Below are 14473 nucleotides of genomic sequence, written 5' to 3' on the forward strand. Positions count from 1 at the left end.
TTTTAGTTTCTTTAGCTATGTTTTTATCAAGCATAGTAACGAATCTCACCGCTACCTTCGGGGAGATTGCTGATACAGCGTCCACACAGATCCGGGTGGTCCGCATAGGTGCCTACATCGGGACGATGGTGCCAGCAACGTTCGCACTTGGTGTTGTCGCTGGCTTTAACCGCGACTTTCAAGCTATCCAGCTCGGTCGCTTCTGCATCACTCGCAGCAGACAAGGGCTTAAGCGTCACTTCACTGGTTAGCATCACAAAGCGCAGTTCATCACCCAGTTTAGCCAGAGTCGCCTGCAGGTCATCGCTGACATACAGCGTGACTTCAGCTGCCAAGCTGCCTTTAATGACTTTGGCATTACGGGCATCTTCAAGACACTTGTTGACCGAGTGCTTGACTTCCAGCACTTGCTCCCAGAAAGCACGACCCAGTTCAGCATTTTCTTCCAGGTTGCCAAGGTTAGTGTAGTAAGTCTCCAGCAGCACGCTGTCGCCGCGCTTACCGGGGATGTTTTCGTGAATCTCCTCAGCGGTAAAGGAGAGAATCGGCGCAATCCAACGACTCAGCGCTTCCACCACGTGATAGAGCGCGGTTTGTGCACTGCGCCGCGCCAACGAATCGGTTTGCGTGGTGTACTGGCGGTCTTTAATCACATCCAGATAGAAGCCACCCAGTTCCCGGGCGCAGAAACCATGCACCTGTTGGTAAACATCCAGGAAGCGGTACTCTTCGTAGGCTTTTTCGATCCGCGCCTGCAATTGGTGCGCTCGATCCACCACCCACTGATCCAGCGCCAGCATATCGCCAAACGCTACCTGGTTTTTCTCTGGATCAAACCCGTTAAGGTTCGACAGCAGGAAGCGAGCAGTGTTACGAATCCGCCGATACACATCAGAGGTGCGTTTCAAAATTTCGTCAGAAACGGCCATTTCGCCAGAGTAGTCGGTGGAGGCGACCCACAGGCGCAGAATATCGCCGCCCAGCTTGTCCATCACTTCCTGGGGCGCGACCACATTGCCCAGCGACTTGGACTGCTTGCGGCCCTGGGAATCGACGGTAAAGCCGTGGGTCAGCAACTGACGATACGGCGGATGGCCATCAATCGCTGAACCGGTGAGCAGCGATGAGTGGAACCAACCACGGTGCTGGTCGGAGCCTTCCAGGTAGAGGTCCGCCCGCGGGCCGCTTTCGTGGCCATGGGGGTGCGAACCGCGAAGTACGTGGCGGTGGGTGGTGCCAGAGTCGAACCAGACATCCAGGGTATCGGTGACTTTATCGTAATCTGCCGCTTCGGCACCCAGCAGCTCTGCCGGGTCGAGCTTGAACCAGGCATCGATGCCTTCCAACTCAACGCGCTTGGCCGCCTCTTCCATCAACCCAACGGTGCGCGGATGCAGCTCACCGGTTTGCTTGTGTAGGAAAAACGGGATCGGTACGCCCCAGTTACGCTGACGCGAGATACACCAATCCGGGCGGTTGGCGATCATGCTGTGCAGGCGCGCCTGGCCCCAGGCAGGCGTAAACGCCGTGGCTTCGATGCCTTCAAGGGCACGTTCACGCAGGGTTTTGCCATCTTTGCCTTTGATGTCCATACCCACAAACCACTGCGCCGTGGCACGGTAGATCACCGGCGTTTTATGGCGCCAGCAATGCATGTAGCTATGCTTGATCGGGATATGCGCCATCAGCGCACCCACTTCGCGCAGTTTTTCGACGATATGCGGGTTGGCCTTCCAAATCATCTGGCCGCCGAAGAACGGCAGGTCGTCAACGTAAACGCCATTTCCCTGCACCGGGTTGAGCATGTCATCAAACTCCATGCCATGCTCGCGGCAGGTGATAAAGTCATCCATACCGTAAGAGGGCGCGGAGTGAACGATACCGGTGCTGCCCACCTCAGACTCGACGTACTCTGCCAGGTAGACTGGCGAGAGCCGATCGTAGAATGGGTGACGGAAATTGATCAGGTCGAGGTTTTTGCCCTGGGTCGTAGCAATTACCTCGCCTTGCAGGCCAAAGCGCTCCAGGCAGCTCTCCACCAACTCTTCCGCCAGCAGCAGCAAACGCTCGCCAGTATCGACCAGTGCATAGGTGAACTCAGGGTGAACGTTGAGCGCCTGGTTGGCCGGAATGGTCCACGGCGTGGTAGTCCAGATCACCACTGCCGCAGGCTTGGCCAGTTCGCTTAAGCCAAAGGCGGCGGCGAGCTTGTCGGCATCTTCTACCGGGAAAGCGACGTCGATGGCGTCGGATTTCTTATCAGCGTACTCGACTTCGGCTTCCGCCAGCGCCGAACCACAGTCAAAGCACCAGTTGACCGGCTTCAAACCTTTAAACACGTAACCCGCGTCGACCATCTCGGCCAAAGCACGAATCTCGCTCGCTTCGTTGGCGAAATCCATAGTGCGGTATGGGTGATCCCAATCGCCAATAATGCCCAAACGAACAAAGTCGGCCAGTTGTGTTTCAACTTGGGCGCCAGCGTATTCACGGCAAAGCTCACGGGCATGTTCCGGCGCCAGGTTCTTGCCGTGAGTGGTTTCTACTTTGTGCTCAATGGGCAAGCCGTGGCAGTCCCAGCCGGGCACATAAGGCGCATCAAAGCCGGCTAAATTCTTCGATTTAACGATAATATCTTTAAGGATCTTATTAACGGCGTGACCAATATGAATACTGCCGTTGGCGTAGGGAGGGCCATCGTGCAGCACAAACAGCGGCGCGCCCGCGCGCGCTTCCCGCAGGCGCTGGTAAATGTTCATATCCTGCCACTGGGAAACCCGCCCTGGTTCCTGCTTTGGCAGCATGCCGCGCATGGGGAAATCAGTTTCAGGCAAATTCAGCGTGTGCTTATAATCCATGGTCTGGTCAGCCGTTGTTAGCATCGGCGGCATCATCCGCCGAAGAAGAATCAGAAGGAATCGTGTTTGAAGACACCGCATTTGAAGACATTGCACTTGAAGACATGGCCTCACGCCCAAGCGGGGCCGAGGCCAGCGGAAGCGAATAGTCCTGTTCAGCGTTCTCTTGGTCAGCGCTGTTTTGCCCACCTATTGCCGCCGTTAAATAGTGGCGAGCGCGGGCCTGGTCACGTTCAATTTGCGCTTTAAGTGCCTCAAGGTTGTCAAACTTCACCTCGCCCCGCAGGCGCGCGCAGGGAAACACCGTCATGCGTTGGCCGTAGAGATCACCTTTAAAATCCAGCAGGTGCACCTCCAGCGTTGGCCGTTCCGAACCCACCGTAGGGCGGAAGCCCACATTCGCCACTGCTGGGTAGCGCTCGCCATTTTCAAGCTCAGCCACCACCGCATAAACCCCACGCAGCGTTAATGGCTGGGGCATCAGCGGCAAATTGGCAGTCGGTACACCAATGGTGCGCCCCAACTGCTGGTCGCGCACCACTCGGCCATGTAACGAATAGGCGCGGCCCAGCAAACGCGCAGCAGCAGAAAAATTGCCGCTGGCAAGCAGCGTACGCACCCGAGAACTGGAAACCCGCTCGTCATCCACGGTAAAAGTACGCGTGTGCTCTACGCCAAACCCCTGTTCGCTCCCGACCTCCGCCAGCAGAGCAAAATCACCGCGGCGGTCGCAGCCGAAGCGAAAATCATCGCCCACGACCAAGTGCTTAACGCCTAGCCCATCAATCAACACCTGATCGATAAACTCACGCCCGGTAAGGCTGCGCAGCGCATCGTTAAACGGCAAGCAGAGAACCTGTTCAGTGCCAAAATCGCGGAGCAGCCGTACTTTCTCGCGCAACCGGGTTAAACGCGGTGGAGCTTGATCACCAGCAAAAAATTCACGCGGCTGGGGCTCGAACACCACCACTGTTAACGGCACACTCCAGCGCGCCGCATGCTCTCGGCACTGCTGCAGGATGGCTTGATGACCGCGATGCACCCCATCGAAATTACCGATGGTGGCAACGCAGCCACGATGAGCCGCTCTCAAGTTGTGCAGACCTCGAATGACGCGCATGGCACCTCAGCCGTTGGAGGACATAAAGCCTCTGATTATAACGAACCCACACCCCAGGATGCAGTGTTATGAGTGCATTTTTAAATGACGAACGCGCAAACCCAGTGCCGCCAGCCACGCAAAGTACAGCGAGCCGCCCAGTATCACTAGCCCGGTGACCCAGCTTATCCGTTGCCAAAGGCCAAACGCGAGCCAAGCCTGCCAGTCGGGCGCAATAAAATAGAGGGCCGCGCACATTAGCCCGCTGCCACCTAGTAACTGCACCGCATAGCGCTTCCAGCCCGGCTGAAAGACCAACACTCCCTGCTTATGCAGTAAGTAACCCAACAGGCCCGCGTTCAAGAAAGCAGAAAGCGCGGTGGCTAACGCTAATCCAGCATGAGCCAGCGGCCAAATCAGCAGTAGGTTAAACACCATATTAGCGACCATGGCGATAATGCCTACCTTCACCGGGGTTTTGGTGTCTTGGCGAGCAAAAAATCCCGGTGCCAATACTTTGATTAGCATAAAGGCTACCAAGCCAAAGGCATAAGCACGCAGGCTCATGGCCGCCATCTGGATGTCGTTGTCGGTCATCGCTCCGTAATGAAACAGCGTGATTAACAGCGGCTCGGCAAGCACCGCCAGCGCCAGTGCCGCGGGCAAGCCTAACAGCAATACAATGCGGATCGCCCAATCAAGCATCGCAGCAAAGTGCTCCTTGGACTGGTCAGCATGGCGTTTAGAGAGTGCTGGTAAAATCACCGTCCCAATGGCCACCCCAAACACGCCCAGCGGCAGTTCCACTAAACGATCCGAGTAGTAAAGCCACGACACGCTGCCCGCCGTCAGCAATGACGCCAAAACGGTATCCAACAGCAGGTTAATTTGCGATACCGATACCCCAAACAGCGCAGGCCCCATGAGTTTCAGTATGCGTCGCACTCCCTCATGAGCAAAATTAGGCCAGGGAGTAGGCATCAATCCCAAGCGCAGTAAAAACGGCACCTGAAAAACCAACTGGGCCGCTCCGGCGATCAACACGCCCCAGGCGAGCGCCATGGCGGGCTCTTCCATTAGCGGCATTAAAAACAGCGCCGCACCAATCAGCGAAAGGTTAAGCAGCACCGGGGTAAACGCGGGAACCGCAAAGCGGTTCCAGGTATTCAGTACGCTACCGGAAAACGCGGTGAGCGAAATCAGCAGTAAATAAGGAAAGGTTAAGCGCAGCATATCCGCGGTCAGCGCCAGCTTGTCCGGCTCACTGCCAAACCCAGGGGCAAATACCCAAATCAGCCACGGCGCACAGAGCATCGCCACGGCGGTAATTAGCGCCAGCACCGCCGTTAAGCTACCGGCAGTGGCATTCAGCAGCGCGCGTACCTCCTCCCGACTACGCTGGGTGGAGTACTCTGAGAGCACGGGTACGAAAGCCTGGTTGAAAGCCCCTTCGGCAAACAGACGGCGCAGAAAGTTAGGGATCTTAAACGCCACGAAAAACGCATCGGCGCCATCCCCTGCCCCTAAGAAGGTAGCGATAACCACATCACGCGCCAGTCCCATCACTCTCGACAGCATGGTCATGGCACTGACTACAAGCCCCGAGCGCATTAGCCCGCGACGCACGACTGTGGTGCCTGGGGATGTGTTGGGTGCTTTCTTCGCTGTCATAAGCTATCCAGAAAAATCATCTAGAAAAATCATCCAGACACAAAAAAACCGGCCGCAGCCGGTTTTTTTATGGCGCCTGCCGGCTTACGCCGCCAGTGCCTTAATACGCTTGTTCAAACGGCTCTTCAGGCGAGCTGCTTTCTTCTTAGACAGCACGTCTTTGTCTGCAATACGGTCAACGACCGGTTGCATTGCCTTGAACTCTTCCATTGCCTTAGCGTGGTCGCCGGTGCCGATCGCTTTCACTACACGCTTGATGTAGGTGCGGACCATGCTGCGCTGGCTGGATTTCAGGACGCGACGGTTCTCGGCCTGGCGGGCGCGCTTGCGAGCTTGCTTGCTGTTCGCCACAGGGTATCTCCTTGGAGAATAAAGGTTGCCGACAAAACGGCAACGAAATTAAATATGTGTTCGTCTGCTATGCTGCCACAGCACGACGTTTCCGCAACAACCAATTGATTTGGCAGGCGTATCACCCTACCAAAGTGTGTAGCAGGCAGTCGAAATAAGCTGCCCGCTCACGGGACTTGCCTGAGAGGATGGCGTAGTCTATCACGCGCTTGGCGAGCTTGCTAGCTACGCCTTTACAAGTACAACGTATAACTTTAAAAGCAGGCTGCCCGGCGCAGACCTACTCAAAGGAAACATGTCAGTGTCATTGCGGCGTTTACACACTCGCTTACTACTAGCCATTTGCATACCGTTGATCCTCGTATCGACAACGTTGCTGCCTGTGCTCCATGTCCATATGGAGTCCCGACTAGATAGCCTGCATGCCGAAGCAGATGCCTTATTAAAAGCTGGCCAGGAGGCACTAACCCGCGATATTAATGAAAGCCTAAATTACGCGCTGGCGATTGCCGAAATGCCTGCGTTAAGGCGGTACCTGGCAGCACAGGACAACTCGTCGATATCAGCCCAGCCTTATTCGCTTAGCGACTTATCGCAACTTTCAACCTTTCTAAACACGTTGATCAGCCACAACCCTCGCTATACCAAGCTAGTACTCATTGATAATCATGGCAGCGAAGTACTCCGTGCACCTAAAAGTATTCAAACGGGGCCCCGCGTGAATGCCAATCATCATGCCTATACCGACTATTTCAAAGGAGCCTCTTCACTACAGCCACGCGATCTTTATATCTCGCCACCGGGCCGTAACCTCCACTTTGAGCTAATGGGTCGCGACGTGATTCCTGTGGTCAATGTATCTACCCCTGTTTTTGATGCAGCAGGGGAACGCCGCGGCGTGGTGCTTTTGAGCCTCAATTGGGATTACCTTACCAGCGCCCTACGTCAGGCCATGTTGCTTGACCAAGATGCCAATGCGATTTTAATCGACGCCCAAGGACGATGGCTGCTCGATGAAGGCTTCCCGCCATTAAATACGACGAGCTTTGGCAGCGACTTTGCCGCCCTTTCACCTCTCTATTGGCAAGCCATGCAGCAGCGCAACACAGGTCATGCCAAGGTCGATGGTCAGCTATTACGCTTTCAGACTGAAGATATACGCACTCAGCGCTACCGTAGCCTAGCGGGTACTGTTTTCAGCGAAAACGCTTACTACCCTTGGAAGCTGGGCGTGACATTACCACTGCCTACTTGGCGATCCTTAATAGAAGAAGAGACCACCGTGCTCTGGTTTCTACTGTTGACCTACGGTGTCGCCGTCGCCTTTGGAATATTCTGGGCTCTCAGCAGCCAGCGTCAGCGCCAGCTACGTAGGGCGGCTCAGCGCCACGCTCATGAAGTCAGCGATCTTTATGAAAACGCCCCCTGCGGCTACCACTCGCTCGATACCACAGGGCGAGTGATCAAAATGAACCGCACCGAGCTCGCTTGGCTAGGCTACACCGACGAAGAAGTTATTGGTCACATCACTTACCGAGAATTGATCACGCCAGAAACCCGCTATCAGTTTGATAAAGCTTTCGCAAACGTAAAACAAAATCAACCCAGTAGCGCTGAATGCAGCCTGCTAACCCGAAACGGCGAGCAGCGTCACGTCATGATTCAAGCCTCAGCCTTCTGCCGTAATGGTCAGTTTGTGCATTCGCGCGCCACCGTCTTTGACCTTACCGAGCGCAAAGAGCTGGAAGAGAAACTACGCGCCCAAGCCATGACCGACCCCTTAACGGGGGTCTTCAATAGGCGCTATTTACAGGCCCAAGCAACGACTGAAATACCCCGGGCGCGAAGGCAAAACCACCCCATCGCGCTCATCGCCATTGATATTGACCACTTTAAGCACATTAACGATGCGTACGGACATGACGCGGGTGATGACGTACTGAAAAACTTCACCAAAATAGTAACCGAGCTGCTTCGTCAGGAAGACTTGCTATGCCGAGTGGGCGGCGAAGAGTTTGCTATTTTGCTTCCCAACACCTCGCTTTCTCAAGCGGAACAGGTGGCCGAGCGAATACGTAGAACAACGGCAGCGACCCCGATTAACGTCTCAACTGAGCACGCAGAAAAGGCACTTTGGCTGACAGCTTCGCTAGGGGTAACGACTATTCTAGACAACGAAAAAGCACTTAAGCCTGCCCTGAAACGCGCCGATATAGGGTTATATCAGGCTAAAGATAATGGCCGTAATCAAGTAGTCGTTAACGCGGCGTAGCAGGATTACGTGCTCGAAGGTACAGCTTGCACAGCCAAAACACTGCTGTAATTGCCAATTATGGGTACTTCGATATAGTGCGCAGAATAAACATGACCACTAGCGCTTACTATCCAGTGCTTGAACTATAATATGATAGCAAGATGCAAGCAACGAGGCGAGCCAATGGCGATTAAACCTGATTAAGAACAACGACTTGCAGCCCAATCGGCGCGTTACACGCGACGCGCTTATCAGGTCTCGTTGAGCAGCGGTCAACACATAGTGGAAATCATCGACGGTGAACTTGTTGAAACACGTCCCGATGGCAGCACGCAGGTTCTGAAGAAAGCGCCTGCTAAGCATAAAGCTCCCATAGGAATGAAGCTCAAGGTTACCTAATGGATGAGACATCCCCGCTTGCGGATGTTTGCTGGGTCCAATGGCCTGAACTCAACCAACAAGTGCAGCACGGACGTGCCCCCAGTCCAAAATCGCCAGCGCGTATTGCAAATCGACCCAGCATGTTCGTCGTCCAGAGTGCCTGATAGCAGCTCAAGCCCGGCTCGTAGATAGGCGCAACTCCACACCCAACCATTGACATCTACAATCAACCCTACTATATTTTATCTATGAAATAGGGAAGGAGCGTATGGATGATCAAGGGCTAGATACTTTATTAGCGCTCGATGGAACTCAGTACGGCATCCAAGGTGATTTTTGGGTCAAGTTTGAGGTGCGGCGAGTCAAGGCAACACCGAACATCCCCCATGGAATAAAATATAGCTTGACCTTGCATCATAAGAGCGGGACACGGCTACTTGGCTTTGACAACGCACATGCTCCAAAAATCAAACGCAGAAAGTTTGCGGGACGACGCGAAGAGTGGGATCACCGCCATTATCGCAGCGTTGTCAGTGATTACTTCTTTGATTCTGCGGCTCACTTGATTGAAGACTTTTGGAAGCATGTCGACGAAATACTCCGAGAGGAAGGAATATGACAACCGTCAAGATCGGCATCATGAACCGTGATGAATTCCGTGAGCGCACAATCTCAATTGCCAAAGGTTTCTATAAACCTGCTCCTGATGAGCCTAAGGTATGGTTTGATAGTGTCGAGTCCATGTCTCGTCTGTTAAACACGAAAAACCTTGAACTTCTCAAAACGATTCGGCGCTGCAAGCCGCAATCATTAGGGGAGCTTGCTGAGATAACCGGGCGTCGAAAAGAAAGTTTGAGTCGCACCATTAAAAAGATGGGCGATTATGGCTTAGTGGAAATCCAAGAAGGCCCACGACATGCCAAGACCCCTGTGGTTACTGCCGATAGCTTTGAAGTCACGTTAATGTAAAAAGTGCAAAACAGGCATTTTTCTTAGCGGTGCACCGCGGACAGTAACTGTATTCAGCATTTAAGGCACAGCCTGCCCCGTGGGCGCTAAAATTTTGCGCAAGAAATGGCGCGTTCGCTCATCCTTGGGTGCAGTGAACAACTCTTCAGGAGGCGCTTCCTCGACGATGCCGCCCTCGTCCATGAAGACAACCCGATCCGCTACTTCCCGGGCGAACTGCATCTCGTGGGTGACCACGATCATCGTCTGGCGCTCTACCGCTAACTGTTTCATCAGGCTCAATACTTCCTCTACCCATTGAGGGTCAAGTGAAGAGGTGGGCTCGTCAAAAAGAATCACGTCGGCGTTGGCGGCCATGGCACGGCCAATACCCACCCGCTGCTGCTGACCGCCGGAGAGAGAAGCGGGATAAGCATCTGCTTTGTCTGCCAGACCGATGCGCTCAAGGATCTCTCTTGCCCGTGCATGGGCCTTCGCTTTCGGCAACTTATCCACCACGATCATCCCCTCGCTGATATTCTCCAGCGCGGTTTTGTTGGCGAACAGGCCGTAGTTCTGAAAGACAAAGGCGGTACGCCGGCGCAATGCCAGGATATCTGCCCGGCTGGCACGCTGGGTATCAACGCTCAAATCACCCACCTGCAAACGGCCTGCATCAGGGCGTTCAAGAAAGTTGATACAGCGCAGCAACGTCGATTTACCTGTACCGGAAGGCCCAATGATCACAATGATCTCGCCCTGGGCAAGACTCAAGTCGATATCTTTAAACACCGTATGGCCACTAAAACGCTTGGTAATGCCTTGCAGCGAAATCATCGTTGGTAGGCCTTATTCAGATAAATTTCTAACCGGCGCTGCCCCCAAGAGAGCACTTCCACAATCGCCCAATAAATCAGCGCCACCAGCAGGAATGCTTCTAAATAGAGGAAGCTGCCCGCGGCCTCTTTTTGGGTAGCGCCCATCAACTCGGTCACCCCCAGCGTAAAGGCCAACGAGGTCGCTTTGATCATGTCGATGAAATAGTTCATCAGCGTCGGCGTTGCCACGCGGGTTGCCTGGGGCAGAATGATGCGGCGCATCAGTTGCGACTGGGTCATCCCGATTGAAAGCGCGGCTTCAGTCTGGCTGCGATCAATCCCGACAATCGCCGCACGAATGGATTCGGCCATATAGGCAGAGAAGTGCAGCGTCAGGCCTAGCACGGCGGCGGTAACGCCGGTAATCGAGATCAAGGCGCTAATCAGTTGTGGTAGACCATAATAGAACAGGAACAGCTGAACCAGCAGCGGCGTACCCCGGAAAAACGAGATAAACAGTAACGAGAAGCCGTTCAAGAAAGGCACCTTCGATACGCGAACTACCGCCAGCAGGCACGCCAGAATCAACGCAAAGAACATGGCAATCGTTGCCATTTGAAGGGTGAGCGGCAAGTAGCGCAACAGAACCGGCAGCAGCCCCCACATGTATTCGAGGTTAAGCATAATAATTAAACATAGGCTAAATCGCTTATAAGCAAACGGCCGTGGCAATGCCACGGCCGCGTTGAACGGATCAGTTCAGCGTTTAGGGTTGGGTGATATCAGTATTAAACCACTTTTCCGATATCTCACGCAGCTCACCATTCTCACGCAGCTCACTCAGCGCTGCATCGACGCGGTCGCGCTGCTCGCGGCCCGCTTCATCATCACGGAACGGCAATGCGTTCTCAATGGTCGAGAACGGCTGCCCCGCCAGCTCTAACGGTAAGCCTTTCTCTTTAATGACCTGTGTAGCACTCACGCGGTCCATCACAAAGGCCTCTACCCGGCCCAGCGCCACATCCTGTTCGATATTGGACTCATAGGTGCGAATGTCGATTTCATCGGCATTGGGCTGCTCGCGCAATAACTGCTCGTAGTTCGAGCCCAGGTTGACGGCTACGCTTTTACCGGACAAATCTTCAACACCTTCAATGGTGTCATTGCCTGCCCGCACCACAACCTGCGCGCCGTCATACACGTAAGGCGAAGTGAACACATACTTCGCTTCACGCTCTGGGGTAATGGTGATCTGATTGGCAATGGTGTCGATACGGCCAGATTCAAGCATCCCCGCCAAGCCCGAGAAGCTCGCCGTAACGAACTCAATGTCATCACCAGTGATCTCACCCACGGCATTCATGACATCAACTTCAAAGCCTTTGAGCTCGTCTTGCTCAACGAAGGTAAAGGGGAAATAACCACCGGACATGCCCACCCGGAGCGTATCGGCTTGGGCAGAAGCGGCGAAAAACCCACTGGCAACACTCAACGAAAGCGCCGCAAGGGTAGTAGTTAACTTAGCTGGTAGTGGCATGAGTCTGTTTCCTCGTTAGTCGATATCCCGACGATCCGAATAGCCACACAAATAATCATGAGGCATTGATGGCTGCTAGTTTACCTCTACGACAAAAGCATACAAAAGAATATTAAAGATAATTTTTATTCTTTTATTGAATATGCAGTCACACCGTGATGTATGGCTATTTGTGGCGAATGGCCTGAAACGTTTTAAAGGTAGCGGCTTGGCGATCGGCATCTAGCACACCTCCACCCAGCGCTGCCAACTCCTGAGTAAACGTAACCAGTTTTTCCAACTGTACCTTATCAAACCCGCGCCTGCGCTTTGGCTTTTTGAGGATGACACTTACACCACTGATCAAATGCTCTTCTTGCTGAAAGGCTTCTGGAGGTGGCATCAATCCAGGCGGGTAGGCATTGGTAACCCGCAATGGGTTTTGTGGGGTAACGCCTGGCACGCTATAAACCTGAAAGGCCTCATCGTAGTGGGCCTCCCACTTTTGCAGGCTCGAGAACAGCTTTTTGTTGAGTGCGATATCCGGTTGATCAAACATCACAAACAGTACATGAGTGCTCTCTTCTGCCTCTACAGGTGCCACCTCCTCTACGCTATCTTCATTCTCGGGTAACGTAGAGGAGGTATTCACTTGTTTAGCAACAGCAGGGGGCTGAGCAGCCAGTTCATTGCTCTCATCAGTTGGCACTGACTGTCCGAGCCTTAGCCACTCTCCGCCTCGCCACATTCCCCCTTCCAGCACGCCTCTGCCACTCAATAGGAAATACATGCAAATGATAAGGCTGTTAAAACTTAACCAACCTGCAGCAATCGCTAAGGTTACCGCCAGTTTTTGCGGATCCATGGGGTGTTTTCCTGCCCGGTTAGGAACGTACAATTTGAGCACCCACAAGGTGACGAGTGCCGAAGATAACTACTCATTATCGAGCAAACGCCAGGAAGATCAATTTTAGCGGTCTAAGTAATTAGTGGCAGAGGGTTTAGAAGAAGCAAGCCCGTATGTCAGGACTTGCACAATTAACACACCAATCGGCTAGTTAATTAATCCAGCAGAGAAAGCACGCTTTGTGGGTTCTGGTTGGCCTGGGCTAGCATCGAAGTACTGGCTTGCTGCAAAATACGCGCGCGAGTCATATTAGATGCCTCTACAGCGTAGTCAGCATCCTCAATTCTCGACTTAGCAGCTCCCAAGTCCACTTGCTCCTGGCTCAAGGTGCCAATGGCAGATTCAAAGCGGTTGTTTAGCGCCCCATATTGACTTCGATAGTCATCATGCCTGTTCAAGCTCTGCATTGCTTCTAAGGCCTTCTCTATAGGATCCAGCGCTACACCCTCAAGCCCCAGTGATTGAGTGTCAGAAGGCGTGGGAGCGATCGTGATGGAATCCATTTCCTGACCAACACCAGCGCTGACCACTATGTTTGTCGGGGTGCTAACGGGGGTCGGCACCGGCTCAGGGTCGTCATATTCAATCGGCATGTCGTCCCAAGTAGCTCTGGCATTAAATAAACCTTGGCCTACCACGAAAACAATTAGGTTTTCGGTGACTTTATCGAAGGTTACTCGCTCCAGCATGTTTTCCGACAGGCTGCCGTCGTTAAACTCGGTATCGTCATCATCGGCCGAAGCCAAGGCAAGCCGATCACCATCTCCACTATAGGTAATTTTCATGTTGTTATAATCAAGCTCAACAGGCGGCGAGCTTAGATCATAGCTTCCCGACGCATCTTGTAGCAGGCTAGCATCGTAACTGGCCCCAGGTTCAAATCCATTTTCAGACGTGAGTAGTGAAGCATTAAGATCCGTAGCGTCCCGGGACTGCCAAACATGGTCAGGATGAGCCCCATCAATAGGCGTCCCTACCAGATGCTTCCCATCTTGCGTGAAGATCTGAATGTCATCATCTAAACCAAAAGAGTCGATCTCCAGCGTGACGTTAGTGGCCCCCTCAGGTATGTAAGCCAATGAAACTGTACCGGAGGTAAAACTCTCAAAACCAGGCCCAAGAAGCTCAGTAATATGAGGTGCCTCGCCGAGCTTAACCGGCAAGGGGCGCGGTTCAGCGGGAGCGAGTGGTGTCTTACCAAACGCCTCTGTACCGAAGGACAGTCGGTCGATCTCCTCTGAGAGCTGCTGATACTCGGCATTGACCGAGGAGCGATCAGCATCAGATAGGGTGCCGTTGGCGGATTGAATGGCCAGCTCACGCGCTCTTTGCAAAATATCGTTAATGCTATCAAGACCACCTTCAGCAGTTTGCATCAGCGAAATGCCATCGTTGATGCCTCGGGTTAAGGCTTTGCCCGCCTGAAGATTGGACTCCATGCGGTTAGCAATAGCCTGCCCTGCTGCATCGTCCTTCGCCCCGTTGATACGCAAGCCCGACGAAAGGCGCTCGATGACGGTCTCCATGGCAGAGTTTGAGCGTTTGAGCTGATTCTGACCGTTTAAAGAGAGCAGATTCGTATTAATCACCGTCATTCAGGACATCCTTGTAAGCAGCTTATTACATTGAGTAACGGCAGAAAGGATAGCTACTTTAGGGCTTGATGGAGA

General features: G+C 53.5%; 12 protein-coding genes. 3 read left to right on the forward strand and 9 right to left on the reverse strand.

The genetic code is table 11. The features are described 5' to 3' along the window. Positions 1-26: 26 nt before the first annotated feature. The 4 genes from ileS to rpsT form a co-directional block, all read right to left on the reverse strand. Positions 27-2882, reverse strand: a complete 2856-nt coding sequence (gene ileS, locus YERSI8AC_RS19455; protein ID WP_159177329.1) for an isoleucine--tRNA ligase — start codon at positions 2880-2882, stop codon at positions 27-29. After that, on the reverse strand, positions 2866-3978 hold the full coding sequence (ribF, locus tag YERSI8AC_RS19460) for a bifunctional riboflavin kinase/FAD synthetase (RefSeq protein WP_159177330.1): 1113 nt from the start codon (positions 3976-3978) through the stop codon (positions 2866-2868). Before ribF ends, ileS begins: the two co-directional genes overlap by 17 nt. A gap of 66 nt (positions 3979-4044) precedes the next feature. Continuing rightward, positions 4045-5628, reverse strand: coding sequence for a murein biosynthesis integral membrane protein MurJ (murJ, locus tag YERSI8AC_RS19465; RefSeq protein WP_201304240.1), 1584 nt, complete (start codon positions 5626-5628; stop codon positions 4045-4047). An 84-nt stretch (positions 5629-5712) separates the two neighbouring features. Further along, a complete protein-coding gene (gene rpsT, locus YERSI8AC_RS19470) occupies positions 5713-5979 on the reverse strand; it encodes a 30S ribosomal protein S20 (protein ID WP_022521977.1) in 267 nt (88 codons plus the stop codon). Between the two features lie 295 nt (positions 5980-6274). On the opposite strand from rpsT, the gene YERSI8AC_RS19475 reads away from it, so the two are divergent. The 3 genes from YERSI8AC_RS19475 to YERSI8AC_RS19485 all read left to right on the forward strand — a co-directional run bounded on the left by YERSI8AC_RS19475 (position 6275) and on the right by YERSI8AC_RS19485 (position 9583). Beyond that, positions 6275-8251, forward strand: a complete 1977-nt coding sequence (locus YERSI8AC_RS19475) for a sensor domain-containing diguanylate cyclase (RefSeq protein ID WP_159177331.1) — start codon at positions 6275-6277, stop codon at positions 8249-8251. A 631-nt stretch (positions 8252-8882) separates the two neighbouring features. Then, positions 8883-9233 carry a toxin-antitoxin system TumE family protein gene (locus YERSI8AC_RS19480; RefSeq protein ID WP_155706041.1) on the forward strand — a complete coding sequence of 117 codons (351 nt, stop codon included), beginning with the start codon at positions 8883-8885 and terminating at the stop codon, positions 9231-9233. Next, complete coding sequence (locus YERSI8AC_RS19485; protein ID WP_022521973.1) at positions 9230-9583, forward strand: HVO_A0114 family putative DNA-binding protein; 354 nt, start codon at positions 9230-9232, stop codon at positions 9581-9583. The genes YERSI8AC_RS19480 and YERSI8AC_RS19485 overlap by 4 nt, the downstream gene beginning before the upstream one ends. A gap of 60 nt (positions 9584-9643) precedes the next feature. On the opposite strand, the gene YERSI8AC_RS19490 is transcribed toward YERSI8AC_RS19485, so the two are convergent. The 5 genes from YERSI8AC_RS19490 to YERSI8AC_RS19510 all read right to left on the reverse strand — a co-directional run bounded on the left by YERSI8AC_RS19490 (position 9644) and on the right by YERSI8AC_RS19510 (position 14398). Beyond that, a complete protein-coding gene (locus tag YERSI8AC_RS19490; RefSeq protein WP_027956927.1) occupies positions 9644-10399 on the reverse strand; it encodes an amino acid ABC transporter ATP-binding protein in 756 nt (251 codons plus the stop codon). Further along, positions 10396-11064, reverse strand: a complete 669-nt coding sequence (locus tag YERSI8AC_RS19495) for an amino acid ABC transporter permease (RefSeq protein WP_035538134.1) — start codon at positions 11062-11064, stop codon at positions 10396-10398. Before YERSI8AC_RS19495 ends, YERSI8AC_RS19490 begins: the two co-directional genes overlap by 4 nt. An 82-nt stretch (positions 11065-11146) precedes the next feature. Then, positions 11147-11917: an amino acid ABC transporter substrate-binding protein gene (locus tag YERSI8AC_RS19500; RefSeq protein WP_041159255.1), complete on the reverse strand. Its 771-nt coding sequence runs from the start codon at positions 11915-11917 to the stop codon at positions 11147-11149. A gap of 166 nt (positions 11918-12083) precedes the next feature. Further along, positions 12084-12761, reverse strand: coding sequence for a hypothetical protein (locus YERSI8AC_RS19505; protein WP_159177332.1), 678 nt, complete (start codon positions 12759-12761; stop codon positions 12084-12086). 197 nt (positions 12762-12958) lie between these two features. Continuing rightward, a complete protein-coding gene (locus tag YERSI8AC_RS19510) occupies positions 12959-14398 on the reverse strand; it encodes a flagellin N-terminal helical domain-containing protein (RefSeq protein WP_159177333.1) in 1440 nt (479 codons plus the stop codon). Positions 14399-14473: the final 75 nt, after the last annotated feature.

Origin of the sequence: Halomonas sp. 113, assembly GCF_904067645.1 — a bacterium.
Classification (GTDB): Bacteria; Pseudomonadota; Gammaproteobacteria; order Pseudomonadales; family Halomonadaceae; genus Vreelandella; species Vreelandella titanicae.